Origin of the sequence: Pseudomonas deceptionensis, assembly GCF_900106095.1 — a bacterium.
GTDB lineage: Bacteria > Pseudomonadota > Gammaproteobacteria > Pseudomonadales > Pseudomonadaceae > Aquipseudomonas > Aquipseudomonas deceptionensis.
Genome location: NZ_FNUD01000002.1, coordinates 1,302,018 through 1,327,811, shown reverse-complemented (window position 1 = coordinate 1,327,811; position 25,794 = coordinate 1,302,018). Strand labels below are relative to the sequence as shown.

23 protein-coding genes and 1 pseudogene are annotated in these 25,794 nt (G+C 60.9%); 8 read left to right on the top strand and 16 right to left on the bottom strand.

Features of this window, described 5'->3' with window-relative positions; all coding sequences use genetic code 11:
* The first annotated feature begins 31 nt into the window (after window positions 1-31).
* On the top strand, window positions 32-1,144 hold the full coding sequence (locus tag BLW11_RS05960; protein ID WP_048361163.1) for a PepSY-associated TM helix domain-containing protein: 1,113 nt from the start codon (window positions 32-34) through the stop codon (window positions 1,142-1,144).
* Window positions 1,141-1,317 (top strand): hypothetical protein, encoded by a 177-nt coding sequence (locus BLW11_RS23970; RefSeq protein WP_088500161.1) that lies wholly within the window; start codon window positions 1,141-1,143, stop codon window positions 1,315-1,317. The genes BLW11_RS05960 and BLW11_RS23970 overlap by 4 nt, the downstream gene beginning before the upstream one ends.
* Window positions 1,318-1,540: 223 nt before the next feature.
* Here BLW11_RS23970 and rloA2 read toward each other — a convergent pair whose 3' ends face one another.
* A complete protein-coding gene (rloA2, locus tag BLW11_RS05955; RefSeq protein ID WP_048361164.1) occupies window positions 1,541-2,041 on the bottom strand; it encodes a retropepsin-like aspartic peptidase RloA2 in 501 nt (166 codons plus the stop codon).
* A gap of 132 nt (window positions 2,042-2,173) precedes the next feature.
* On the opposite strand from rloA2, the pseudogene BLW11_RS23625 reads away from it, so the two are divergent.
* Window positions 2,174-2,293 (top strand): annotated as a pseudogene (locus BLW11_RS23625) (acyltransferase); the annotation flags it as partial.
* A 3-nt stretch (window positions 2,294-2,296) separates the two neighbouring features.
* Here BLW11_RS23625 and BLW11_RS05950 read toward each other — a convergent pair.
* Window positions 2,297-2,854: a DUF2780 domain-containing protein gene (locus tag BLW11_RS05950; RefSeq protein WP_048361165.1), complete on the bottom strand. Its 558-nt coding sequence runs from the start codon at window positions 2,852-2,854 to the stop codon at window positions 2,297-2,299.
* Between the two features lie 228 nt (window positions 2,855-3,082).
* Here BLW11_RS05950 and BLW11_RS05945 point away from each other — a divergent pair, with 228 nt between their 5' ends.
* From BLW11_RS05945 to BLW11_RS05935, 3 genes are read left to right on the top strand one after another with little or no spacing between them, the layout of a single operon-like run.
* Window positions 3,083-3,679: a fasciclin domain-containing protein gene (locus BLW11_RS05945; protein WP_048361166.1), complete on the top strand. Its 597-nt coding sequence runs from the start codon at window positions 3,083-3,085 to the stop codon at window positions 3,677-3,679.
* Window positions 3,680-3,739: 60 nt separating this feature from the next.
* The gene (locus tag BLW11_RS05940; protein WP_048361167.1) at window positions 3,740-4,372 is read left to right on the top strand and encodes a sigma-70 family RNA polymerase sigma factor; all 633 of its coding nucleotides are present in this window, start codon (window positions 3,740-3,742) and stop codon (window positions 4,370-4,372) included.
* A complete protein-coding gene (locus tag BLW11_RS05935; protein WP_048361168.1) occupies window positions 4,369-5,043 on the top strand; it encodes an anti-sigma factor in 675 nt (224 codons plus the stop codon). Before BLW11_RS05940 ends, BLW11_RS05935 begins: the two co-directional genes overlap by 4 nt.
* Window positions 5,044-5,149: 106 nt before the next feature.
* Here BLW11_RS05935 and fdhA read toward each other — a convergent pair whose 3' ends face one another.
* From fdhA to glyA, 7 genes are all read right to left on the bottom strand, one after another.
* Entirely contained in the window at window positions 5,150-6,343 is a 1,194-nt protein-coding gene (gene fdhA, locus BLW11_RS05930) for a formaldehyde dehydrogenase, glutathione-independent (protein ID WP_048361169.1), read from the bottom strand.
* Between the two features lie 75 nt (window positions 6,344-6,418).
* Window positions 6,419-7,276, bottom strand: coding sequence for a formyltetrahydrofolate deformylase (purU, locus tag BLW11_RS05925; protein ID WP_048361170.1), 858 nt, complete (start codon window positions 7,274-7,276; stop codon window positions 6,419-6,421).
* 161 nt (window positions 7,277-7,437) lie between these two features.
* Window positions 7,438-8,070 (bottom strand): sarcosine oxidase subunit gamma, encoded by a 633-nt coding sequence (locus BLW11_RS05920; protein WP_048361171.1) that lies wholly within the window; start codon window positions 8,068-8,070, stop codon window positions 7,438-7,440.
* Window positions 8,071-8,150: 80 nt separating this feature from the next.
* Window positions 8,151-11,168 carry a sarcosine oxidase subunit alpha gene (locus BLW11_RS05915; protein ID WP_048361172.1) on the bottom strand — a complete coding sequence of 1,006 codons (3,018 nt, stop codon included), beginning with the start codon at window positions 11,166-11,168 and terminating at the stop codon, window positions 8,151-8,153.
* Complete coding sequence (locus tag BLW11_RS05910) at window positions 11,165-11,497, bottom strand: sarcosine oxidase subunit delta (RefSeq protein WP_019822974.1); 333 nt, start codon at window positions 11,495-11,497, stop codon at window positions 11,165-11,167. The genes BLW11_RS05915 and BLW11_RS05910 overlap by 4 nt, the downstream gene beginning before the upstream one ends.
* Window positions 11,498-11,511: 14 nt before the next feature.
* Window positions 11,512-12,762, bottom strand: a complete 1,251-nt coding sequence (locus BLW11_RS05905; RefSeq protein ID WP_048361173.1) for a sarcosine oxidase subunit beta — start codon at window positions 12,760-12,762, stop codon at window positions 11,512-11,514.
* Window positions 12,763-12,784: 22 nt separating this feature from the next.
* Window positions 12,785-14,038, bottom strand: coding sequence for a serine hydroxymethyltransferase (gene glyA, locus BLW11_RS05900; RefSeq protein WP_048361174.1), 1,254 nt, complete (start codon window positions 14,036-14,038; stop codon window positions 12,785-12,787).
* A 426-nt stretch (window positions 14,039-14,464) separates the two neighbouring features.
* Between glyA and BLW11_RS05895 the strand changes: the two genes are divergently transcribed.
* A complete protein-coding gene (locus BLW11_RS05895; protein WP_048361175.1) occupies window positions 14,465-15,505 on the top strand; it encodes a threonine aldolase family protein in 1,041 nt (346 codons plus the stop codon).
* A 122-nt stretch (window positions 15,506-15,627) separates the two neighbouring features.
* On the opposite strand, the gene BLW11_RS05890 is transcribed toward BLW11_RS05895, so the two are convergent.
* From BLW11_RS05890 to gbcB, 3 genes are all read right to left on the bottom strand, one after another.
* Window positions 15,628-15,930 carry a cell division protein ZapA gene (locus BLW11_RS05890; protein WP_048361176.1) on the bottom strand — a complete coding sequence of 101 codons (303 nt, stop codon included), beginning with the start codon at window positions 15,928-15,930 and terminating at the stop codon, window positions 15,628-15,630.
* Window positions 15,927-16,151, bottom strand: coding sequence for a hypothetical protein (locus BLW11_RS05885; RefSeq protein WP_048361177.1), 225 nt, complete (start codon window positions 16,149-16,151; stop codon window positions 15,927-15,929). Before BLW11_RS05885 ends, BLW11_RS05890 begins: the two co-directional genes overlap by 4 nt.
* A gap of 155 nt (window positions 16,152-16,306) precedes the next feature.
* Window positions 16,307-17,407 (bottom strand): glycine-betaine demethylase subunit GbcB, encoded by a 1,101-nt coding sequence (gene gbcB, locus BLW11_RS05880; protein WP_048361178.1) that lies wholly within the window; start codon window positions 17,405-17,407, stop codon window positions 16,307-16,309.
* Window positions 17,408-17,689: 282 nt separating this feature from the next.
* Between gbcB and gbcA the strand changes: the two genes are divergently transcribed.
* On the top strand, window positions 17,690-18,982 hold the full coding sequence (gbcA, locus tag BLW11_RS05870; protein ID WP_048361179.1) for a glycine-betaine demethylase subunit GbcA: 1,293 nt from the start codon (window positions 17,690-17,692) through the stop codon (window positions 18,980-18,982).
* Window positions 18,983-19,616: 634 nt separating this feature from the next.
* Here the strand turns inward: gbcA and etfB are convergent.
* The 4 genes from etfB to dgcA all read right to left on the bottom strand — a co-directional run bounded on the left by etfB (window position 19,617) and on the right by dgcA (window position 25,790).
* Window positions 19,617-20,387 carry an electron transfer flavoprotein subunit beta gene (etfB, locus tag BLW11_RS05865; RefSeq protein WP_048361180.1) on the bottom strand — a complete coding sequence of 257 codons (771 nt, stop codon included), beginning with the start codon at window positions 20,385-20,387 and terminating at the stop codon, window positions 19,617-19,619.
* A 15-nt stretch (window positions 20,388-20,402) separates the two neighbouring features.
* Window positions 20,403-21,635 (bottom strand): electron transfer flavoprotein subunit alpha, encoded by a 1,233-nt coding sequence (etfA, locus tag BLW11_RS05860; RefSeq protein ID WP_048361181.1) that lies wholly within the window; start codon window positions 21,633-21,635, stop codon window positions 20,403-20,405.
* On the bottom strand, window positions 21,632-23,575 hold the full coding sequence (dgcB, locus tag BLW11_RS05855; protein ID WP_048361182.1) for a dimethylglycine demethylation protein DgcB: 1,944 nt from the start codon (window positions 23,573-23,575) through the stop codon (window positions 21,632-21,634). The genes etfA and dgcB overlap by 4 nt, the downstream gene beginning before the upstream one ends.
* 154 nt (window positions 23,576-23,729) lie before the next feature.
* Window positions 23,730-25,790, bottom strand: a complete 2,061-nt coding sequence (gene dgcA / locus BLW11_RS05850) for a dimethylglycine demethylation protein DgcA (protein ID WP_048361183.1) — start codon at window positions 25,788-25,790, stop codon at window positions 23,730-23,732.
* Window positions 25,791-25,794: the final 4 nt, after the last annotated feature.

The window sequence follows — 25,794 nt, the reverse complement described above, 5'->3', positions numbered from 1 at the left end:
GCTCGCTCCCACAGAGACGTTATGGAGCTTCATGAAAAGCAAAACCATCCGCCGCTGGTCCTTTATCCACACCTGGACCAGTCTGATTTGCACCGCGTTTTTGCTGATGCTCGCGCTGACCGGCCTGCCGCTGATTTTTCACCATGAAATCGATCATCTGCTGGGTAACAGCCCCGAGCTTCAGGAGATGCCCGCCGATACGCCGCGCCTCAATCTGCAACAACTGGTCAGCGCCGCCCAGGCTCATCGTCCCAATGAGGTGATGCAGTACTTTGGCAGTGAAGACGACGAACCCAACGCGATCATCGCGATCATGGCCGCCACCGCAGGCACCGAGCCCAATTCGTCCCACACCTTTATGCTCGATGCGCGCACCGGCGAAGCACTGGAGCTGCCGTCAGCCAACGGCGGAATCATGATGGTCATACTGCGCCTGCACGTGGACATGTTTGCCGGGCTGCCCGGCAAGCTGCTGCTGGCCTTCATGGGGTTGTTGTTTGTGCTGGCGATCATCTCCGGCGCGGTGCTGTACCTGCCGTTTATGCGCCGCCACGAATTCGCAACCGTGCGCACCGACAAGTCCACGCGCCTGCGCTGGCTCGACCTGCACAACCTGATTGGCGTCGTGACCCTGACCTGGGCCCTGGTGGTGGGCGTGACCGGTGTGATCAGCGCCTGCGCCGACCTGATCATCGCCGCCTGGCGCACTGACAGCCTCAGCGCCATGACCGAGCCCTACCGGGGTGCTCCGCCGCTGACGCACCTGGCCCCCGCCGATCGCCTGCTGGACATCGCTGGCGAAGCAGCCCCCGGCATGCGCCCGGACTTTATTGCCTTCCCCGGCACCCGGTTCTCCAGCGAGCACCATTACGCGGTCTTCATGAAAGGCGGGACCCACCTGACTGCGCACCTGCTGACGCCGGTACTGATCGACGCCACCACCCTCAAGGTCACCGCCGTGGGCGAACGCCCGTGGTACATGGATGCCATGGGTATGTCCCAGCCGCTGCACTTTGGCGACTACGGCGGCATGCCGATGAAAATCCTGTGGGCGGCCCTCGACTTGCTGACCATTGTGGTGCTCGGCAGCGGCCTGTACCTGTGGTGGGTGAGGCGACGCGCGGCCAAGGAGTGCGCTCAATGAAACCGCGTCAGTCGAACTTCTGGAAGGTGTTCTCCATCCCGCTGGCGATCGGTCTCGTCAGCACGACGGGCTTGTTCAGCGCACTACTGGGGGATGGCGCCTGGGACGTGCTGAGCTGGATCGGGCTGGGAATCCCGGTGTGGATCAGTGTGCGCGGTTTGCTCAAGCGCTGAGCTAACCCGGTCAAGTAAGGAGAAGGTTGCGTAGCCGCTGACGAGCTCTGCGAGGCTGCGTTCGGCTGCGTAGCAGTCGTGAATTCAGCTTCCACGGGGCATCAGGTTAACCTCGTACGGAGCATTCTCGACCGCTGCACGCTCGGACGCAGCCTCGTTCCACTCGTCAACTGCTACGAAGCGCAATAGGACAAATCTGTAGTCGTGCCGAGGGCCCGTGTTATCAGCAATCCGGCTTGTCCGCCGTATAGCGACGCGCCGGGTTCACTGCTGCACCAAACTCACGCAAGGCCTTGGCGCCGATCAGCAGCGGGTAGTTGAAGCTGCTGCGGTCGGTGAGGTTGACCTCTACCGTGCGCTTGACGTTGCCCAGGCACATTTCCAGATCGACCACCGGGCGCTTGGCGCTTTCGGGGGTGTCTTTTTCGTCGTCTTCATCCGCGCGGCTTTTGATTTTGCTGATGCGCGCCACTTTGTGCTCGTACACCTTGTTGCTCGCGCCCTTGGTGGCGAGCTGGAAACGCACCCACTCATCACCATCGCGGGTGAAGGTCTGGATATTCCTGGCCGACAACGACGCGGTCAGGGCCCCGGTGTCCATCTTGGCCTGCAGGGTCTCGCCGATTTCCGGCAATTTGATGTATTCGTAACGCCCGTAAAGGGTCGGCTCGGCGGCCATCACCGGCAACGCCAACAGGGACAGCAAGGCTAGAACAGACTTCATGGAGGCAGTTTCCTTTTGAACGTGTTGAACGTGCAGGTTAGACACTCAGGCCGGATTTGGTTCGACCGCTCAAGCTCGAGACGGACGGCGCAGCGTTTGTGCTGACAGCGATGGGTGAACAACTGGATGCCGTTGTGGCAGGGCGATTACGAAAACGATCCGGTATTTCGTGAGCATGTCCAGAGCCGGGTCAACCCGCTCTGGATCAAGAAAGACCAGCGCATCGGCACCTTGCGTGCCGAGCGCGGTTAATCCTTAGACGCCCCAGGCACTGCCCAGTTTGCCCAGCAGCGAAGTGCCTACGCCCTGACCACCCAGGTACTGAAGAATGATCGGTGCGAATTGGCCAATCATGCCGCTGTCCATGCCCAGGGCTTTGAACGCGTCGTCCAGTTGTGCGGTGTTAGACACGTTGCTGACCGCACTGGTGGCAGCCGAGCTGACGCCATCGGACTTGCCCAGCAAGCCACCCAGCTGGCTCAACTGACCCAGAGCGCCTGCGCCAGACAGTTTGTTGATGCCCGGGACTTTATCGGTCAGTGCCGAGTAGTCCGTCGGCGCCAGCTGGTTCTTGGCCAGGCTCAACATCGCGCCCACACCGCCCGCAGCCTGTTCAGGCTTGACGTTCAACTTGGTCAGCTCGCTCAACAGACCCGCCGCCTGCATCGACTTGTCCGTGCTCGCGCCATTGCCGTTGCCGCCCTGCACCTGAGCGGCGATACCCGCCACATCGCTCATGCTGAAACCTGCAAACACCGGGCTCGCCGCCACAGTCATCAATGTTGCCAGTGCTACGCCGCTCAACTTTTTCATCGCATCAACCTCAGATAAACCAAAAAGCTGCCCGCAGCGGAGCAGCCAAACTAAAAAATAAGACCCGAAATCCCGGCAGATGTTCCCAAGTGCCATCATTGGATCAAAGGGTGCGCAATCTTAATTGAAAAATAGTTCAACCGCGCTGCATCCACTTGCCCCTTGCCTGCGTATATCAAGCACGGACAGACCTTACTGACCGCCTGATAACCGACAAGGACACACACCATGAAACGCACTTCGATCAAAGCCCCGTTGATTGCCAGCCTGCTGACCCTGGCCCTTGCCGGCGGTGCGCTCATCAATACCGTACACGCGGCTGACATGGGCATGAACCATGACAGCGTGATGGTCGGCGGGCAAAGCATGCTGCCCAGCAAAGACATCATCGACAACGCCGTAAACTCCGCCGATCACACCACCCTGGTGGCCGCCGTTAAAGCCGCAGGCCTGGTCGACACCCTTAAAGGCAAAGGCCCGTTCACCGTGTTTGCCCCGGTCAACTCCGCCTTCGCCGCCTTGCCTGCCGGCACTGTAGACACCCTGCTCAAACCTGAAAACAAAGCCACTCTGACCAAAATCCTCACCTACCACGTGGTGCCCGGAAAACTCGACATGATGGAATTGGCCAAGCGCATCAAGGCCGGTGGCGGCAAGGCTGAGCTCAGCACCGTCAGCGGCGGCAAGCTGTGGGTGATGATGAACGGCCCGCACAACATCGTTATCAAGGATGAAAAAGGCAACGTTGCCGACATCACCACCTACGACGTCAATCAGTCCAACGGAGTGATTCAAGTGATCGACAAAGTGCTGATGCCTCAATAACGGCAAGCCTGCCTGACCGGTTCGCCGCGTGCGACCGGTGCAGGCATCGAGGAACCGGCCATGAATGGAACAACCGCGTATCGTGGACTACGCTCAGCCTGCACCAGGGCCGATGCCACCGCCACGACTGACTGGAGAACGGTTATTACCATCGCCGACACCGATCACCTCACGCAGCTTTTGGCCCAGTGCGCACTGGGCAACAGACGCGCTTTCGAAAGCCTGTATCGCAACGTTGCTCCGTATCTGCACAGCGTTGCACTGCGCTGCATGGGCCGTCGCGATCTGGCCGAAGAGGTGGTGCAGGAAAGTTTTGTGCGCATCTGGCACAACGCCGTGCGCTACCAGGCGCACCTGTCTGCGCCCATGACCTGGATGGTCACTATCACCCGTCATCAGGCCATCGACCAACTGCGCAAATACCGCGAGCAGCCTCTGAGCGATGTGCAACAGGATGCCCTGGCCGACGAAACCCCCAGCGCCCACGACCAGTTGAACAGCGCCCGCGAAGCCAGCGCCCTCAACCATTGCCTGGAGTTACTCGACCGCCAGCAGCGCCAGTCCATCACCATTGCCTATTTTCACGGGCTCAGCGCCAGCGAGCTGGCAGAGCAACTGGCTGCGCCCCTGGGCTCAGTCAAATCGTGGATTCGTCGGGGCATGGAGCGTCTGCGCAGGTGCCTGGAATCATGAACTACCAAACCCCCAGCCTGCGCCGTGCGCTGGCCGCCGATTACGCCATCGGCCTGATGCCAGCCAGCGCCCGCAGACGCTTTGAAGCGTTAATGCTGGACGATGCAGCCCTGCGTGCCGAAGTGGCCGAATGGGAAGCCAGCCTGGTCAGCCTGACCGAACCGCTGGCCGAGCAACCGGTGCCTGAACATGTGTGGCAGGCCATCGTCGCCCGCATCGAGCCGCAAAAGCTCCACGTGCCTGAAAAGCGTCCGTTCTGGACCGGGCTGCGTATCGGCGCGGCGGCGTGTGCATTGGTCATCGCCGCGACCCTGGGCCTGCTCTACAACCACGACAGCGTTCAGTACAACGCCACCTTGCTCAGCGGCACGGCACACCCTGGCCTGCGCATCGAAGCACACGCCGATTACTTGAACATTGAGCCGCTGGAACTGGCCAGCGTAGAGGCAGGGCGTAGTCTGGAGTTGTGGGCGATCCCGGCGGATGGAAAACCGGTGTCTCTGGGGCTGATTCCCCACGAAGGTGGAGGCCGGCTGGCGCTTGGCCAAAGCCAGCAGCAATTGATCAGGTCTTCGGTGGTACTGGCCGTGAGCCTTGAACCGCAAGGTGGGTCGCCGACCGGGCAGCCAACCGGACCCGTTTTGTATCAGGGGCCGCTGGCGGCACTGTAAAACCCGTAGCCGCTGCCGCAGGCTGCGATGGGTTGCGCAGCGACCCTGAAAACTGAAGGTCCTGCGGCCCTTATCGCAGCCTGCGGCAGCGGCTACAAGGTCATGTTCAACTGAACATTTTGTGCGGGTCGATCACAAATTTCTTCGGTACACCGGCATCGAACTCGCCATAACCCCGTGGCGCGTCGTCAAGGCTGATGACTTCAACGCCGACGATGTCAGCGATTTTGATCCGGTCCCACATGATGGCCTGCATCAGTTGGCGGTTGTATTTCATTACCGGGGTCTGGCCAGTGTGGAAGCTGTGGGATTTGGCCCAGCCCAGCCCAAAGCGAATGCTCAGGCTGCCCATTTTCGCGGCGGCATCGGCTGCACCCGGATCTTCGGTGACGTACAACCCCGGAATACCGATTTTGCCTGCCACCCGCACCACGCCCATCAACGAGTTGAGCACGGTGGCCGGAGCCTCGTGTTTGACCCCGTCATGGCCGTGACCGCGCGCTTCGAAACCCACCGCATCCACCGCGCAATCCACTTCCGGCTCGCCCAGCAAATCGGCGATTTGTTCGTGCAGCGGAGTGTCTTTGGACAGGTCAGCAATTTCAAAACCCTGAGCCTTGGCATGGGCCAGGCGAATAGGGTTCACGTCACCGACAATCACCACCGCCGCACCCAGCAAGCGCGCCGATGCCGCTGCGGCCAGACCGACCGGGCCTGCGCCGGCGATATACACCGTGCTGCCGGGGCCAACGCCCGCAGTCACTGCGCCGTGGTAGCCGGTGGGCAGAATGTCGGAGAGGCAGGTCAGGTCGCGAATTTTTTCCATCGCGGCATCGCGGTCCGGCAACTTGAGCAGGTTGAAATCGGCATAGGGCACCAATACATATTCAGCCTGACCGCCGACCCAGTCGCCCATGTCCACGTAACCATATGCGCCGCCGGGACGGGCCGGGTTGACGGTCAGGCATACACCGGTGTTTTGCTCCTTGCAGCTGCGGCAACGCCCGCACGCCACGTTGAACGGCACCGACACCAGATCACCGACTTTCAGATGTTCCACATCGCGCCCGGCCTCGATCACCTCGCCGGTGATCTCATGCCCCAGTACCAGACCGGTTTGCGCCGTGGTACGGCCGCGCACCATATGCTGGTCGGAACCACAGATATTGGTCGACACCACACGCAAGATCACGCCGTGATGAATGGCCTTGCCTTGAGGGTTCTGCATCTTCGGGAAAGGAATGCTTTGCACTTCAACCTGGCCATTGCCCAGGTACACCACACCGCGGTTGTCAGCCATCGTATTCACCCTTAGTTGTTATTGGAGGGAATTACTTGCAGCTTGCTGCGTGCAGCTTAGAACTTGCGGTTGGCGTCAGAGCACCACCGTACGACCTCCATTTAGGAAAACGCGCCGCTCTATGTGATAGCCCACACCTCGGGCCAGTGTCTGGGCTTCGATGTCCCGCCCCTTGGCGATCAGGTCTTCGGGGTAATAGCTGTGATCAACCGCCTCGACCCCCTGAGCGATGATCGGACCTTCGTCCAGGTCGTTATTGATGTAATGCGCCGTGGCGCCTACCAGCTTGACCCCCTTCTCGTAGGCCTGGTGATAGGGCTTGGCGCCTTTGAAACCGGGCAGCAACGAGTGGTGGATATTGATCGCCTTGCCGTCGAGCTTGCGGCACAGCTCGGGGGACAGCACTTGCATGTAACGGGCGAGAATCACCAGTTCGGCGCCGGTGTCTTCGATCACTTGCCACACCTTGGCCTCTTGCGCCGGTTTGTTGGCCGGGTCCAGCGCGAAGTGGTGGTAAGGGATGCCGTGCCAGCTGGCCAGCGGTTCAAGATCGGGATGATTGGAGACCACGGCCACCACGTCCATCGACAACTGGCCGATGCGCTGGCGATACAGCAGGTCGTTAAGGCAGTGATCGGCCTTGGACACCATGATCAGCACTTTGGGCCGGTGATGGGGCGGCGTCAGTTCGAAAGTCATGCCGAAGGCCTGGCCACGCTCGGCCAGGCCCGCGCGAAACTGGTGTTCGTCGAAGCCGTCGGGCTGGCGGAACTCGACGCGAATGAAAAAACGCGACGAGCGCTGGTCGTCGAAAGAGTGGTGCTCGGTGACGTAGCAACTGTGCTCGAACAGATAACGCGTGACCGCATCCACCGTGCCCAGGAGGCTCGGGCAGTCCGCGGTAAGAATCCAGGTATCAGGGGCGCGGCTCATGACGGGAGTCCTTGTTGTTTTTTATGTGAAAAGCCAGAGCCCCTCACCCTAGCCCTCTCCCGGAGGGAGAGGGGACTAAAAGCAAAAGCAGGTTTGTGGCGCTGCACACATCAAGCCCCCTCACCCTCCGGGAGAGGGTTGGGGTGAGGGCCAGCCGTTACTCAGGCCTCGACACTCAACCCATACTCCGCCGCTGCATCCTGCAACCATAGCCACCAATAATCCGAAAAGCTGCGCCGGATAAGCAGTTCCCAGGTGTCTTCGCCGGTATGGCGGATCACCAGCTGCGACTTGGCGAACACCGTGCCCACCGCTTTGCCCACCGGGAAGTTGTCCGGATGTACGTCGTAGCTGGTGGACTTCATCAGCACTTCGCGCACCTTTGGCCCGCTCAGCTCCAGCAGTTGTTGCCCGCCGCTGACGTTCACCACCGAGATATGCAGCCCGGCCAGTGCCGCCCGCAACGCTTGTTCCACGGCGAATTCCTGGCCGCCGGGTACGATCAGCAACCACTCATCCGGCCCCATCCATTGCAACGAGGTGTCGTCCTTGGCCACCAGGCTCAGGGCAACGGGCAATTCCAGCCCCAGGGCCTTGTGCACGCCTTCGGCAAAAGCCGGATCTTTGGCGTCGCCGCGCAGGGTCAGATGGCCCAGCAATTTTTTCTCGCGCACGGTCACACCAGGGTTTTTTCGGCCCTTGCCGATCAGGCCCGCAAGATTGGCCTGGTGCAACGAAGACTCGGCTTTGGCGCCCGAGTCCGGGCGTTGTTGGTATACGTTGGCTGTGGTCATGGATCACCCGTTAGCAATGTTGTGTTGATTGACTCCCACCATTCACCGTGGGAGCGAGCCTGCTCGCGAAAGGGCTCCACTCAAATATTCTGCCGCTCGCCTTTCGGGTCGAAGAACACCGAAGACACGATCTCGGCCTCGATCACGCTGCCATCGGCCTGAGGCGAAAACACACGCTCACCGATGCGCTTCAAACCGCCTTTGACCACACCCATGGCAAACGAATAACCCAGTGAGTTGTGGGCATAGCTGGACGTCACGTGACCGACCATCGTCATCGGGATCGTCTGCTTCGGATCGAACACCAGTTGCGCGCCCTCCGGCAGCCATTGGGTCGCGTCAACCGGTTTAAGCCCCACCAGCTGCTTGCGCTGGTCACGCACGCAGTCTTCACGGTTCATACCGCGCCAGCCGAGCCACGAGAACGGTTTGGTGCGGCCCACGCACCAGCCCATGTTCAAGTCATCCGGGGTCATGGAGCCGTCGGTGTCCTGGCCGACGATGATGAAACCCTTCTCGGCCCGCAGCACGTGCATGGTCTCGGTGCCATAGGGGGTGAGGTTGTATTGCTTGCCCGCCTCGACGATTTTTTCCAGTACGCCCATCGCGTAGTCGGCCTGGATATTGACCTCGTACGACAGCTCACCGGTAAACGAGATACGGAAGACCCGCGCCGGTACACCGCCGACCAGACCTTCCTTCCAGGTCATGAACGGGAAAGCTTCGCGGTCCAGATCGATGTCGGTCACTTCGCTCAGCAGCTTGCGGCTGTTGGGGCCGGACAGGGTCAGGGTCGCGTAGTGGTCGGTGACCGACGTGAAGTACACCTTCAGGTCAGGCCACTCGGTCTGCTGGTAGATTTCCAGCCATTGCAGCACGCGGGCCGCACCGCCGGTGGTGGTGGTCATTACAAAGTGATTGTCGGCCAGGCAGGCCGTTACGCCGTCATCGAAGACCATGCCGTCTTCTTTGCACATCAGACCGTAACGCGCCTTGCCGACGTCCAGTTTGGTCCAGGCGTTGGTGTAGATGCGGTTGAGGAATTCCCGAGAATCCGGGCCCTGGATATCAATTTTGCCCAGGGTCGAAGCATCGAGAATGCCGACGCTGTCACGCACCGCCTGGCACTCGCGCTTGACCGCCGCGTGCAGGTCTTCGCCGTTACGCGGGAAGTACCACGGGCGTTTCCATTGGCCGACGTCTTCAAACTCGGCGCCCTGTTTGACGTGCCAGGCTTGCAGCGCGGTGTAACGCACCGGCTCAAAAATATGCCCGCAATGCCGGCCCGCCACGGCGCCGAAAGTCACCGGCGTGTAGTTGGGGCGGAACATGGTGGTGCCCATCTGCGGGATGGTCACGTTCAGCGAACGCGCCGCGATGGCCAGCCCGTTGACGTTGCCCAGCTTGCCTTGATCGGTGCCAAAGCCCAGCGCGGTGTAGCGTTTGACGTGCTCGACCGACTCGAAACCTTCGCGGGTTGCCAGTTCGATTGCAGCGGCAGTGACGTCGTTTTGCAGGTCGACAAATTGCTTCGGCGCCCGTGCAGTGCCCTTTTCGTGAGGCACGTGAAACAGTGCCAGCGTTGGCTCCTGATGCTGGTTCAGGGCTTTGGGCAACACGCCCTCCACCGCTTTGAAGCCGGCTTCGCTGGCAGCACGCACGCCACCTTCAAAACCATCGGCCAGGCTGTCGCCCAGCCCGTAGACACCATTGATACCGCCTACGCACACACGCTTTTGCGGGGCTTCGCCGGGTACAAAACCCAGAATATCTTCGCGCCAGGTCGGTTTGCCGCCCAGGTGCGAGGCCAGATGCACCACCGGGCTGTAGCCGCCAGACGTGGCAACCAGGTCGCACTCCAGCCATTCACCAGGGCTGGCGACACTGTTGGATTTAAGATCAATCGCCGCCACACGGGCGCCGGTCACGTGCTTGCTGCCACGGGTTTCGATCACCGCACTGGCGGTCAAAATGCGGATGCCTTTGGCACGCGCGGCCTCGACCAATGCGCCGCGAGGGTTGCTGCGCGCATCGGCGACAGCCACCACCTGCTGACCCGCATCGAGCCAGTCCAGCGCAACGCGGTAGGCATGGTCGTTGTTGGTACTGAGCACCAGTTTTTTGCCCGGCGCCACGCCGTAGCGGCGTACGTACGTAGACACTGCGCCCGCCAGCATATTGCCCGGCACGTCGTTGTTGCCGTACACCAATGGCCGCTCGCAGGCGCCGGTAGCCAGTACTACGCGCTTGGCCCGAACCCGGTGGATGCGCTGACGCACCTGGCCAATCGGGGCACGGTCGCCAAGATGGTCGGTGAGGCGCTCGTGGATGGTCAGGAAGTTGTGGTCGTGATAGCCGTTCACTGTCGCCCGAGGCAACAGCGTCACGCCCGGCAGTTCCTTGAGTTCAGCAATAACTTTGCCGACCCACTCCATGGCCGGTTTGCCGTCCAGGCTTTCACGGCTGTCGAGCAGGGTGCCGCCGAACTCTTCCTGCTCATCGGCCACGATCACGCGGGCGCCGCTGCGTGCCGCCGCCAGTGCCGCGGCCAAACCCGCCGGGCCTGCGCCGACGATCAGCACGTCGCAGTGGTGGTTCATGTAGTCATAGGTATCGGGATCGTTCTGCGTCGGCGAACGGCCCAGGCCTGCAGCCTTGCGGATGTACTTCTCGTAAGTCATCCAGAACGACTGCGGGTACATGAAGGTTTTGTAGTAGAAGCCCGGCGGCATCAGCTTGCCGCCCACCTTGCCCAAAATCCCCATCACGTCGTTGTTCACGTTGGGCCAGCCGTTGGTGCTGGTGGCAACCAGGCCCTGGTACAACGCCTGTTGCGTGGCGCGCACGTTAGGGATCTGGGTGGCTTCGGTGGCGCCGATTTGCAGCACCGCGTTGGGCTCTTCGGCACCGGCGGCATAGATGCCACGAGGCCGGGAATATTTGAAGCTGCGACCAATAACGTCGACACCATTGGCCAGCAACGCTGCGGCCAGGCTGTCGCCCTCATAGCCTTTGTACTGTTGACCGTTGAAGGTAAAGGTCAGCACTTTGCTGCGGTCTACGCGGCCGCCATTAGGCAAGCGATGGGTCTGGCTCATACCTTTTCTCCCTGCTCGCGGGTGGCCGTGGTGGTCAGTGGCGCCGCCTGTTCAGTGAACTGCGGCTGGGTGCCAATCAGGTAAGTTTCAAGAATTTCGTAGGTCACGGTGTTGCGCGTGGCGTTGAAGAACTGGCGGCAACCGGCGACGTGGTTCCACAGTTCGTGGTGCAGGCCCCGGGGGTTGTCGCGAAAGAACATGTAGTCGCCCCACTCGGCGTCGGTGCAGGCGCCAGGGTCGAGCGGGCGCGGGATGTGCGCCTGGCCGCTGGCATGAAATTCCTCTTCGGAGCGCAATTCGCCGCAATGGGGACAGAAGATATGGAGCATGGGTAATTCCTCTGTTAGTGGGCGACAGCGGCAGCGCCGTGTTCGTCGATCAGGGCACCGGTGTGGAACCGGTCAATGGAAAAAGGGGCAGCCAACGGGTGCATTTCACCCTTGGCCAAACTGGCGGCAAATACGTTGCCCGAGCCCGGCGTAGCCTTGAAGCCACCCGTGCCCCAGCCGCAGTTGAAAAACAGATTCGGCACCGGGGTTTTGGAAATGATCGGGCACGCGTCGGGGGTGGTGTCGACGATGCCGCCCCACTGGCGGTTCATGCGTACGCGGGACAACACCGGGAACATTTCCACAATCGCCTGGATCGTGTGTTCGATCACCGGGTACGAGCCGCGCTGGCCGTAGCCGTTGTAGCCGTCGATCCCGGCACCGATCACCAGGTCGCCCTTGTCGGACTGGCTGATGTAGCCGTGCACCGCGTTGGACATGATCACGCTGTCGATGATCGGCTTGATCGGCTCCGACACCAGCGCTTGCAGCGGGTGCGATTCGATCGGCAGGCGGAACCCGGCCTGGCGCGCCATGTGTCCGGAGTTGCCAGCCGTGACCACGCCCACGCGCTTGGCGCCGATAAAACCCTTGCTGGTTTCAACGCCGATGCACACGCCGTTTTCCTTGCGAAAACCGAGCACTTCGGTTTGCTGGATCAGGTCCACGCCCAGCGCGTCTGCGGCACGGGCAAAGCCCCAGGCCACGGCGTCATGGCGGGCCACGCCGCCACGGCGTTGTACGGTGGCGCCGATGATCGGGTAGCGGGTATTTTTTGAGCAATCGAGGTACGGAATCTCGTCCGCCACTTGTTTGCCGTTAAGCAGTTCGCCGTCTACGCCGTTGAGGCGGTTGGCGCTGACCCGGCGTTCCGAGTCGCGGATGTCTTGCAGGGTATGGCACAGGTTGTACACACCCCGCTGGGAGAACATGACGTTGTAGTTCAAGTCCTGGGACAAGCCTTCCCAGAGCTTCATCGCGTGTTCGTACAGGTGCGCCGACTCGTCCCACAAGTAGTTGGAACGCACGATAGTGGTGTTGCGCGCCGTGTTACCGCCGCCCAGCCAGCCCTTTTCGACCACCGCCACGTTGGTAATGCCATGTTCCTTGGCCAGGTAGTAGGCCGTCGCCAGCCCGTGCCCGCCACCGCCGACGATGATCACGTCATAGACCTTTTTCGGGGTCGGGGTGCGCCACATCTTCTGCCAGTTTTCGTGGTGGCTGAGGGAGTGTTTGAAGAGGCCGAAGCCTGAATACCGTTGCATAGGGTTTACTCCAAAAACGCGCTCAGCGATAAACCGGGAAGTCTTTGCACAGCGAGGTCACCTGGCGGGCAACGTCGGCCTCAATGTCGGCATCGCCCAAGTGATCGAGGATGTCGCAGATCCAGCCTGCCAGCTCCGTGCATTGCGCCACTTTGAACCCGCGCGTGGTCACTGCCGGAGTACCGATGCGCAGGCCCGAGGTCACGAACGGCGATTGCGGATCATTGGGAACGGCGTTTTTGTTGACCGTGATATGGGCACGGCCCAGGGCAGCGTCGGCGTCTTTGCCGGTCAGGCCCTGACGGATCAGGCTGAGCAGGAACAGGTGGTTGTCGGTACCGCCCGAAACCACGTCGAAGCCGCGCTTGATAAACACTTCGGCCATGGCCTGGGCGTTTTCAATCACCTGCTTCTGATAGGTTTTGAAGCCCGGTTCCAGCGCTTCTTTAAAGCACACCGCCTTGGCCGCGATCACGTGCATCAGCGGGCCGCCCTGACCACCGGGGAACACCGCCGAGTTGAGTTTCTTTTCCAGGGCTTCGTTGGCCTTGGCCAGAATCAGACCGCCGCGGGGGCCGCGCAGGGTTTTGTGGGTGGTGGTGGTCACCACGTCGGCGTAAGGCAGCGGGTTCGGGTACAGACCCGCCGCAACCAGACCGGCCACGTGAGCCATGTCCACAAACAGGTAGGCGCCCACCTTGTCGGCAATCTGACGAAAGCGTGGGAAATCGAGGAATTTGGAGTATGCCGAGAAGCCGGCAATGATCATTTTTGGCTGATGCTCAACCGCCAGACGTTCCACTTCGTCGTAGTCGATCAGGCCGGTAGCGGTGTCGATGCCGTACTGCACCGCGTTGTACAACTTACCGGAGAAGCTGACGCTGGCGCCGTGGGTCAAATGCCCGCCGTGGGCCAGGCTCATGCCCAGCACGGTGTCACCGGCATTCAGTAACGCCAGATACACCGCCGCGTTGGCCTGGCTGCCGGAGTGTGGTTGCACGTTGGCATAATCGGCACCGAACAGTTGTTTGGCGCGGTCGATGGCCAATTGCTCGACTTTATCCACATGCTCGCAACCGCCGTAGTAGCGTTTGCCGGGGTAGCCCTCGGCGTACTTGTTGGTCAGGCCGCTGCCCTGGGCTTGCATCACGCGCTGGCTGGTGTAGTTCTCGGAGGCGATCAGCTCGATGTGATCTTCCTGACGCTGATCTTCGGCATTCATGGCCGCTAACAAGGCATCGTCGTAGCCCTGGATCTGATCCTGCTTGCTGAACATTGCGTGTCTCCCAGCGCCAGCGCGCCTTTGGTCTCGGTGGGGCTTGTGCCCTTTGAGCCAGATGGTAGAGCCGGCGCAGGCAGATCAAATGCCTATGGACGCCACGCAATGGTGCGTTTACGACATGGGGCAAAAGCAGATACCTGTGCGATGTCTCTTTGTAGCCGCTGCCGAAGGAGCGAGGCTGCGTCCGGCTGCAAAGCTGTCGTAAAACCATACAACCCGGCATTTCAGGTATACCGCGTTTGTCGGATTTGCGACGACTTCGTCGCCGGACGCAGCCTCGTACCTTCGGCAGCGGCTACAGGTTTAGCGGGGTTAATGAGTAATTCTTTTGTAGGGCTTTTCCGCACTTTGAGTCGTGCCTGTGCACCCGTCAAAATCTTGGATAAAGTGCACCACGAACTTCGACCAAGGAACCGGGAAATGACTGACAAGAGCCAACAATTCGCCAGCGACAACTACTCCGGTATCTGCCCTGAAGTCTGGAACGCCATGGAACTGGCCAACCACGGCCATCAACGCTCATATGGCGATGACGAGTGGACCCTGCGCGCCGCAAACGACTTTCGCAAACTGTTCGAAACGGACTGCGAGGTCTATTTCGCCTTCAACGGCACCGCCGCCAACTCCCTGGCGCTGTCGTCGTTGTGCCAGAGCTTCCACAGCGTGATCTGCTCCGAGACTGCCCACGTCGAAACCGACGAGTGCGGCGCCCCGGAGTTCTTCTCCAACGGCTCCAAGCTGCTGATCGCCCGTACTGAAAACGGCAAGATCACCCCCGAGTCGATCCGCGAAATCGCCCTCAAGCGCAAAGACATCCACTACCCAAAACCGCGGGTGGTCACCATCACCCAGGCCACTGAAGTCGGAAGTGTGTACCGCCCTGAAGAAATCCGCGCCATCAGCGCCACGTGCAAAGAGCTGGGCTTGTTGCTGCACATGGACGGCGCCCGCTTCTCCAACGCCTGCGCCTTCCTGGGCTGCACGCCGGCAGAGCTGAGCTGGAAAGCCGGCGTGGACGTGCTGTGCTTTGGCGGGACCAAAAACGGTATGGCGGTGGGTGAAGCGATTCTGTTCTTCGACCACGACCTGTCCGTGGACTTTGACTACCGCTGCAAACAGGCCGGGCAACTGGCATCGAAAATGCGTTTCTTGTCGGCACCCTGGGTGGGCTTGCTGGAAAACGACGCATGGCTCAAACACTCCCGCCACGCCAACCACTGCGCCCAATTGCTGAGCCAGTTGGTGAGTGACATTCCGGGGGTTGAGCTGATGTTCCCGGTGGAGGCCAACGGCGTGTTCCTGCAACTGTCGGAACCGGCGGTGGCTGCGTTGACCGCCAAGGGCTGGCGTTTCTACACCTTTATCGGCAAAGGCGGCGCACGCTTCATGTGCTCGTGGGACACCGAAGAGGCGCGAGTGCGGGAATTGGCGGCGGATATTCGCGAAGTGATGGCGGGGTAAACAACCGAGATCACTGTAGCCGCTGCCGCAGGCTGCGATAAGGTCCACAGGACCTTTAAAATCTTGGGTCGCTTCGCAACCCATCGCAGCCTTCGGCAGCGGCTACAGAGTTTGGCGAATAATCAGGATTGCCCGATCGTTCGCTCAATCACATCGACCGTGGCGCTGACTTGCTCTTGATAACGGTCGAGTTCCTGTTTGTGTTGCTGCTTGAGCTCAATCTGCTGTGAACACAGATTCAGCGCCGCCAGCACCAGCAATTTGTCCCCGATCAAGCTCGGGTACTTTCTTTTCGTGTCGGCCAGGGCGGCTTTCAACATGACCGTGGCGGCCATCAGGGTTTGTTGCTCCCCCTCAGGCGCTTTGATCGTGTAGTCGTTACCCAGAATCGAGACGACATTTACTCCGTCTCTGTCCACGCTCATGCGCTGACAGGGCTCGCGCGCTCAACCAGTGCCTGGATGCGGGCAGCGGTTGCACCTTGCTTCTCTTCCTGTTCCATCAGGCTCAGTTGCAGGCTTTCGTTTTCGTCTTTGGCCTGGGTCAGTTCAGCGTTCAGCGCAGCGTTGGTGTCCAACAGCTCTTGCTTTTGTTGAACCAGGTCGCTGACCAGTTGTTCCAGTTTGCTAAGGGATGATTCCATCATGGTAGTGATCTCAAGCAGTTTCAGAGGGCGCGTACGATAAAGAAAAGTCACCGGCTAAGCTAGCGGCAACCTGCCTTTCAGAGCCCTAAAGACTGTGGTTTCGGGTCTTTGTTCCCGACTTGGCCGAGAACACCCCACAAGAACACCTCCCTGATCTAAAACTCGATCCGCACATCCCCCTTCGGCACGCTGCAGCACGACAGGATGTAGCCTTCCGCTACGTCTTCGTCAGTGATGCCGCCGTTGTGCTCCATCTCGACTTCGCCACCCAGTTTCAACACCTTGCACGTGCCGCAAATGCCCATGCCGCATGCCTTGGGGATCAACAGCCCCAGCTTGGCTGCCGCCGCATGCACGGTTTCGGCCGGGCCCACACGGATGCTTTTTCCAGAGGCGGTGAATTCCACCTGGTTCAAATCCGCCAGGTCCAGCTCCGGCGCGTCAGCGGCCTGTTCGGCTTGCTCCACCGCATCGGCCCGGGCTTCGGGCGGGGTCGCGCCGAAAGACTCTTCGTGATAACGGCTCATGTCAAAACCGTTGGCGTCCAGCAGGCGCTTGACCGCACTCATGTACGGCGTCGGCCCGCAGCAAAACACTTCGCGCTCCATGAAGTCGGGCGCCATCAGCTCCAGCATTTTGTGGTTCAGGTAACCGCGATACCCGGCCCAGGGTTCGCCCAGGCCATGTTTTTCGCAGATCAGGTGCAGGCTGAAGTTGTCGATGCGCGAAGCCATGTGCTCCAGCTCGCGGTGGTAAATGATGTCTTTGGGCGAACGGGCGCTGTGGATAAACACCATGTCGACATTGGCGTTGGTGTCGTAAAACCAGCGCGCCATCGACATCACCGGGGTAATCCCCACCCCGCCACTCAGGTACAGCACCTTGGGGCTCGGGGCATCGATGGCGTTGAACAGCCCGACCGGCCCGTGAACGGCCAGCTCCTGGCCTTCAGTGAGGGTGTCGTGCAACCAGTTGGACACCCGCCCGCCCGGCACGCGCTTGATGGTCACCGAAAAGCTGTAAGGCACCGAGGGCGAGCTGGAGATGGTGTAAGAGCGCATCACCGGGTCGCCGTCGATTTCCAGCTCCAGGGTCACGAACTGCCCCGGCTTGAAAAAGAACAGAATCGGCTGGTCGGCCATAAAACAGAAGGTACGAACGTCCCAGGTTTCCTGAATCACTTTGACGCATCGCACGATGTGTCGACCGTTGGCCCAGGTCTGGGTAGTTACCGGATTCAGAAAGCTGTTGGACATGGGTTTCTCCACGGCCGACAACCGGCCTCTTGCTGGCGATTCTGCGCATGCACCGAGGCGGCCATTTACCTATTCGCGACATTCACATGCTTATGGCGACCAGCCCCTGAAAACAGGGGCTCGCGCGTCGGGAACAGATTTGGCCATGTCGCCCGCAGATATGGCATCTGCGCACTTCGAACGCACACTCAGCGCCACTCACCACATCAAATGCTTTGCCTTGCGTCGCACCCCTGATCAGCCACTTTTAGGCCACCTACGATGGCCATGAGGATTACAACGATGGACGTCACCGCAAACCTGAGCCTGGGCGATCCACTGGAACCCGCACGCAAGGCCACCGCCGAGATGCTGCAAACCCGCGAACGAACGTTTTCGCTGCCGCAGCCCTTCTATAACGACGAGCGCCTGTTCGAAATCGACATGCAGGAGATCTTCCAGAAGGAGTGGCTGATTGCAGGCATGACCTGCGAGATCCCGACCAAGGGCAACTTCCTGACCCTGCAAGTGGGCAAAAACCCGATCATCGTGATTCGGGGCGCCGAAGGTCAGGTCCACGCGTTCCACAACGTATGCCGCCACCGTGGCTCGCGGCTGTGTACCAGCGAAAAAGGCAAGGTCGCCAAGCTGGTGTGCCATTACCACCAATGGACCTACGAGCTGGACGGGCGCCTGCTGTTTGCCGGCACCGAGATGGGCGCCGACTTTGACATGAAGCAATACGGCCTCAAGCCGGTGAACGTCAAAACCGCGGGCGGCTACATCTTTATCAGCCTGGCCGAGAACCCGCCCGCCATCGATGAGTTCCTGGCCACGCTGAACCACTACATGGAACCCTACGACATGGAAAACACCAAGGTGGCGATTCACACCACCCTGGTGGAAAAAGCCAACTGGAAGCTGGTGCTGGAAAACAACCGCGAGTGCTATCACTGCAATGCGTCGCACCCCGAATTGCTGAAAACCCTGCTGGAATGGGACGACGTCACCGACCCTCGCGCTGATCAGGCATTCAAGGATCACGTCGCTGCCTCTGCCGCCGCCTGGGATGCAGAAAAGATCCCTTACGCCCACGCCAGTTTTGGCCTGCGCAACCGCATCGTGCGCATGCCGCTGCTCAAGGGCACGGTGTCGATGACCCTGGATGGCAAACAGGGCTGCGCGAAGCTCATGGGCCGGATCAAGAACCCGGACCTGGGCTCGATGCGCATCCTGCACTTGCCGCATTCATGGAACCACTGCATGGGCGATCACATCATCGTGTTCACGGTGTGGCCGATCAGCGCGCAAGAAACCGTCGTGACCACCAAATGGCTGGTACACAAGGACGCGGTGGAAGGCGTGGACTACGACGTGGAACGCATGCGAAATGTGTGGGACGCCACCAACAATCAGGACCGCAAACTGGCAGAAGAAAACCAGCGCGGCATCAACTCCGTCGCTTACCAGCCGGGGCCGTATTCCCAAACATACGAGTTTGGTGTGGTCAACTTTGTGGACTGGTACAGCGAGCGCCTGCTGAGCAATCTGGGCGCAGCGCCAGCGGCGTACCTTAAAGGGGTGTTGGCCCAATGATCCTGTAGCCGCTGCCGAAGGCTGCGTTAAGGGCCGAAGGACCTTCGCTGTTTAAGGTGCGAGGCCTGCGGGCTCGATCGCAGCCTGCGGCAGCGGCTACAGGACAACGGCAACTGTGGGAGCGAGCCTGCTCGCGAAGGTCGTTCGCGAGCAGGCTCGCTCCCACAGTAGGGCTTGACCTACAACAGAGTATCTACAGAGTTGCGTATTGGCTATTTTTTGAACAGAAGGCTACAGCCCTTGTGCGCTATGGCCCACAGCCCTTCACCAACATCTTGTCCACAGGCACACCCACAGCAATTGTGGGGAAGTGGACAAGTTGTCCTTGAAAGACGAATTGGTCGTTTTTTGTACAACACCCTGTAGACCACGTAACACGTGGCCTGTAGCCAGCCGCAAACACCTTATCCACATATCCACCAACAGAGATTGTGTGCAACTTATGCACCGCCGCCCTTTACTGTGGAAAACCCCTTAAGGCACCGATTCTTCAGGGGTTTTAAGGTTGATCTGTGGATAAAGCACTGAATTGGGTGTTTTTTGATCAGAAGTCTGCAAGCCACGGTTTATATGGCTCTTAGCCGACAGCAAACAACTTATCCACATAAGCGCTAACAGAGTTTGTGGGTAAAGGTCAGCGCACCACGCCTTCCTCAATCAATAACTTCAAAATGGCCTGAGCGCCCTCTTGCGCACTGACGCCCTTGAGGACCTGGCCCGAACCGCCAGCGGCCTTGGCTGTGGCGGCTTTCATGCGATCGGCACCACTTTTGGCCTTGATCACTTTCAAACGCTTGGGCCGAGGCTTGGCCGGTTGCAGAACCCCGATTGTGGATAACTCATCGACCTTCACTTCAACCACTTCAGCATTGACCGCCCCCCGGATCGCCGGGCCGTAGGCGCTTTGCCGAGCCTTGGGCGCCGCGTTATCCACAGTAGCAATAAAGGGCAGCCGCACTTTGAGCTGTCGCCGCTGGCCACGGGGCAGCGCTTGCAGCACCAGCGCCACACCGCTGTGGATAGATTCGATCTGCGCCACACCCACCAGCAACGGCCAGCCCAGTTGCTCGGCCAGCAGGTACGGCAACATCCCGGAACCCTCTCCGGTCTCTGCCTGGCTACCGCTGAGCACCAGCTGTACGCCAGCTTCACGGATGTAGTCGCGCAATACCGGCACGGCATCGGCACCGTCCGGTTGCTCCAGCACGTGCAATTCGTCCAGCCCCATGCCCAGATACGCCCGCAGCGCGGGTTCGTGGGGGTTGCCTGCGTGCAGCACGTGCAAGTTATCCCCGGCCAGCTCCAGGCCCAGTTCGACGGCACGGGCGTCCTGCTCGGCCCGGCGCAGACGGCCGGAGGCGGGATGGATGCCGATTGAAACCAGTGCAACGGTGGCGATGCTCATAGGTCCTTCTCCAAATCAAAAGCCCTTCACCCTCAAGGAGAGGGCTGGGGTGAGGGTGCTCTGGCGCCAGTTATCCACAGCCACAATCAAGGCTTCAAGAATCGCTGCGCCATCGCCAATGACCGACAAGTCCGCGCGTTTGATCATGTCGCAGCCCGGGTCGAGGTTGATTGCCACCACCTTGTCGCACGCACCGATGCCTTGCAGGTGCTGGATCGCGCCGCTGATGCCGACCGCCACGTAGACCCGCGCCGTGACCCAGGTACCGCTGGCGCCGACTTGCCGGTCGCGGCCCATGAAGCCATCATCCACCGCCACCCGTGAGGCCCCTTCCGTGGCGCCCAACGCAGCAGTCGCCCTGTGGAAAAGTTCCCAGTTTTTAACCCCGTTGCCGCCGCTGACGATAAATTCGGCTTCGGCCATGGGAATGGCCGCCGGGTCGACCTCCACCGCCCCCAGATCTTCAATCCGTGGCAAGCAGTCCACCACCGCTGTGGATAACTGCACCGTCACGGCTTCATGGCGGGTTTCGCTGACCGGTTCGGCGCATTCGGCAGCGGCCAGGATCAAGCGCGGCAACGGCTGCGCCACGTCCTGCAAGCCAGCGCCGGCGCGGCCGATACACGTTCCGTCCTTGACCTGCCACACCCGGGTGGCCGGGCGTTCGCCCAGGCTGGCCGCAAAACGGCGGCCCAATTCACCGCCGCCGTTGCGGCTGTCCGGCAGGAGCCAGTGCCGAGGCGAGAACTGGTTATCCACAGCCCGAAGCCCCAGTACCCGCTGTTCCGGTGCATAACCATCGCTGTCCAGAAACAGCAGTCGGTCAACGCCCGCCGTGGCGAAGGTCGTTTCCTTGGATTCGCCAAACACCACCGCCAGCACCGCGCCGTCGGCGCCCGCCAATTGATGGGCCAGGCCCAGCAGGTCGCGGTCGTGGCTGCTCAGGCGCCCGCCAACCATGTCCGGCACTACGCAGACATAAAACGCCGGGGCCGGCACCTGATGCAGCGGCAATTGCACGGCAACACTGGCCGAGCGCTTGGTTGCCCCGCCCTGCTGCGCGCCGCTGCGGTCGATCCGTTTGATACCGTTGGGGCCGATAAAGCCCACGCCGTGCACATTTTTGCGCAGCACGCCGTTTGGGCCCATCCAGCTTTGCAGGTTCGGCTGCATGGCCGCATGCAGCGGGTGCAGCCGGTTGCGGGCGATCCACTCGGCGCGTGGGTCGCGGCGGATAATGTCACTCATGCGATCACCTCCGGGGCTTCGCGCCGGGTCGATCTGGCGGACGGCGCGTCTTCAATCAGGGCGTCGGCCACCAGCTCGGCAATGTCTTTGATCAGTGGGCGCGGTTCGACCACACCTTCGAGCATCGCGGTGCATTGCGGGCAACCCACCGCTACGCGCTCGGCGCCCGTCTCCCGGATATCGTCCATGCGCATGTCGGGAATCCGCTGTTTGCCCGGGATGTCGGTAATCGGCGCCCCGCCGCCACCGCCGCAGCAACGGGAGCGAAAGCCCGAGCGCTGCATCTCTTTGACTTCAATGCCCAGCGCTCGCAGCACCGCACGCGGTGCCTCGTATTCGCCGTTGTAGCGGCCCAGGTAGCACGGGTCGTGATACGTCACGCTGCCACCCGAATCTGCCGTCAAGTTGAGCGCCCCGGCGTCGATCAGTTCGGCCATGTAGGTGCTGTGATGCTGCACGAGGTAATCGCCGCCAAAGGCGCCGTATTCGTTTTTCAGCACATGGAAACTGTGGGGATCACAGGTGACGATGCGCTTGAACCGATACTGCGCCAGGGTCTGGATATTGCGTTTGGCCAGAGCCTGAAAGGTCGCTTCATCACCCAGGCGTCGGGCCACGTCGCCGCTGTCGCGTTCTTCCAGGCCGAGCACGGCAAAGTTGACCCCGGCCGCTTTCAGTACTTTGACGAAGGCACGCAAGGTGCGCTGGTTGCGCATGTCGAAAGCGCCGTCACCGACCCAGAACAGCACATCCGCCGAAGGCTTGTCGCGCATCAGGTCGAGATTCAAATCCGCGGCCCAGTTCATCCTGCCGCCCGGTGCAAAACCGCCGGGGTTATCGGTGGCAATCAGGTTGTCCAGCACCTGGGCGCCGTTGTTCGGGGTCGCGCCTTTTTCCAGGGTCAGAAAGCGGCGCATATCAACGATGGCATCCACGTGCTCGATCATCATCGGGCACTCTTCGACGCAGGCACGGCAAGTGGTGCAGGACCACAGCGTATCCGCATCGACCAGACCGTTGACGATGGGCTGATGCGGATTGCCGCCGTGTTCGCCAATCGGTTTACCGGGGTACGGGCTGCCGGCGAAGTGCGCATCGGTGCCGCCCGCCAGACCGACCACCATGTCTTGAATCAGCTTCTTGGGGTTGAGCGGCTGCCCGGCGGCAAACGCCGGGCACGCGGCTTCGCACTTGCCGCATTGCACGCAGGCGTCAAAGCCGAGCAACTGGTTCCAGGTGAAATCCGCGGGTTTTTCCACACCCAGGGGCGCGGTACGGTCGTCCAGGTCCAGTGGTTTCAAACCTGTAGAGCGGCCGCCGCCGAAGCGCTCGGCCCGGCGATGCCAGGCCAGATGCAGGGCGCCGGCGAAGGCGTGTTTCATTGGCCCGCCCCAGGTCATGCCGAAAAACAGTTCCGACACGCCCCACAGCACACCAACGGCCAGTATCGCCGCCAGCACCCAGCCGCCAAAGCCTTCGGGCAACAAACCGGCCACCGGCAAGGTGAGGATAAAAAAGCTCACGGAGAACGCCAGCAGGCTTTTCGGCAGGCGCATCCACGGGCCTTTGGACAAACGCGACGGCGGGTTGAGGCGACGTTTGAATACAAAAAGCGCGCCGACAAACATCAGCGCCGTGGCGAACAGCAAGGCATAACCCAGGATGCGGTTATGCAGCCCCAGACCGTGCACCAGAATCGCCAGCACCGCCGCCAGCACAAAGCCGCCGGCGGTGGCGACGTGGGTGTTGGCCATGTATTTGTCACGGGCAACCACGTGGTGCAGATCGACCATGTAACGCCTGGGCATGGCCAGCAGGCCGCCCAACCAATCGACCTTGGCCGGGCGGCCGCGGCGCCACATGTTCATTCGACGGATGGCGCCGATAAAGGCGAGGACCAGTGCCGCGAATAACAGAATGGGGAGAAGAAAGTTCAGCATGGGTGGCTCCCATCAATATTCGGTGTCAACACAAAACCCTCACCCCAGCCCTCTCCCGGAGGGAGAGGGGGCTGATGTGTGGTGGCTTTGAATCCGCGTGCGGTCAGTCCCCTCTCCCTCTTGGAGAGGGTTAGGGTGAGGGCCAGGGGTGAACTCAAAAGTCCTTGCACAACCGCAGCGCGTCATAGATCGCCGCATGTACGTTGCGCTGTGCCACGCAGTCGCCGATGCGGAACAGCAAGTACCCGTCCCCCGCTTCGCTCAGGCATGGCTGCGGCTTGATTGCGAACAAAGCCTCGACATCGATCTGGCCCTTGTTGCGCGAATCCGGCTTGAGCCCGTAATACAACTCTTCATCCGGGCGCACGCCGTTTTCAATGATCACCTGATCCACTACGCGCTCTTCCTTGGCCCCGGTGTACTCGTTCTCCAGCACCGCAATCAGCTTGTCGCCCTCGCGGTAGACCTTCTCCAGCATCATGTCCCCGGTCATGATCACTTCCTTGGGGTACAGGCTGCGGTAGTAGGTGGGGAATGAAGTGCCGCCAATCGCCACGCCGGGCTTGGTATCGTCGGTGACGATCTCGACCTGGCTGCCTTTTTCGGCGGCATAGTCGGCCACCGACATGCCGGTGAATTCGCAAATGGTGTCGTACACCAGCACGTTTTTGCCCGGCTCGACCTTGCCGTCGAGTACGTCCCAACTGCTGACCACCAGGCCTTCGGCCGCACCCCAGTGTTCGTTCTGCTCCACAAACGGATGCCCGCCGACAGCCAGCACCACAATGTCGGGGCGCAGGTCGAGAATCGTTGCCGCATCGGCTGCCGTGCCCAGGCGCAGGTCAACCTTCAGGCGCGCGAGCTCCAGTTGAAACCAGCGGGTGATGCCGGCCATCTGATCCCGTTGCGGAGCTTTGGATGCGGTGGTGATTTGCCCGCCAATGGCCTCCTTTTTCTCGAACAGGGTCACGTCATGCCCGCGTTCGGCAGCCACCCGCGCCGCTTCCATCCCGGCCGGGCCGGCGCCGACGATCACCACCTTGCGTTTGACCCCGGCGGATTTTTCGATGATGTGCGGCACGCCCATGTACTCACGGCTGGTGGCAGCGTTTTGAATGCACAGCACGTCCAGCCCCTGGTACTGACGGTCGATGCAGTAGTTGGCGCCCACGCATTGTTTTATCTGGTCGATCTGGCCCATTTTGATTTTGGCAATCAGGTGCGGGTCGGCGATGTGGGCGCGGGTCATGCCCACCATGTCCACATAACCGCCTTCCAGAATGCGCGTGGCCTGGTTCGGGTCCTTGATGTTTTGCGCGTGCAGTACAGGCGCCTTGACTACTTCTTTGATACCGGCCGCCAAATGCAAAAACGGCTCCGGTGGATAACTCATGTTCGGAATCACGTTGGCCAGGGTGTTGTGGGTATCACAGCCCGAGCCGACCACGCCGATAAAGTCGAGCATGCCGGTGTCGTCGTAGTACTTGGCGATTTGCTTCATGTCCTCGTGGCTCAAGCCATCGGGGTGGAATTCGTCGCCGCACAGGCGAATGCCCACGCAAAAATCCGGGCCGACTTCAGCGCGCACGGCCTTGAGCACTTCGAGGCCAAAGCGCATGCGGTTTTCAAAGCTGCCGCCCCATTCATCGGTGCGTTTGTTGACGCGCGGGCTCCAGAACTGATCGATCATGTGCTGGTGCACGGCCGACAGTTCCACACCGTCCAGCCCGCCTTTTTTGGCCCGGCCAGCGGCGCTGGCGTAGTTGCCGATCACGCGCCAGATTTCTTCGGGCTCGATGGTTTTGCAGGTGGCGCGGTGCACCGGTTCGCGCACGCCGGAAGGTGACATCAGGGTTGGCCAGTTGAAGCCGTCCCAGCGCGAGCGGCGGCCCATGTGGGTTATCTGGATCATGATCTTGGCGCCATGCTTGTGCATGGCGTCGGCCAGGTTCTGGAAGTGCGGGATGATGCGGTCGGTGCTCAGGTTGACCGAACTCCACCACTCTTGCGGGCTGTCGATGGCCACCACCGATGAGCCGCCGCAGATCGCCAGGCCAATACCGCCCTTGGCCTTTTCTTCGTAGTACTGCACGTAACGCTCGGTGGTCATGCCGCCATCGGTGGCATAGACCTCGGCGTGGGCGGTGCTGAGCACACGGTTGCGGATGGTCAGTTTGCCGATTTGAATCGGCTCAAACATTGCTTCGAACGCCATATCC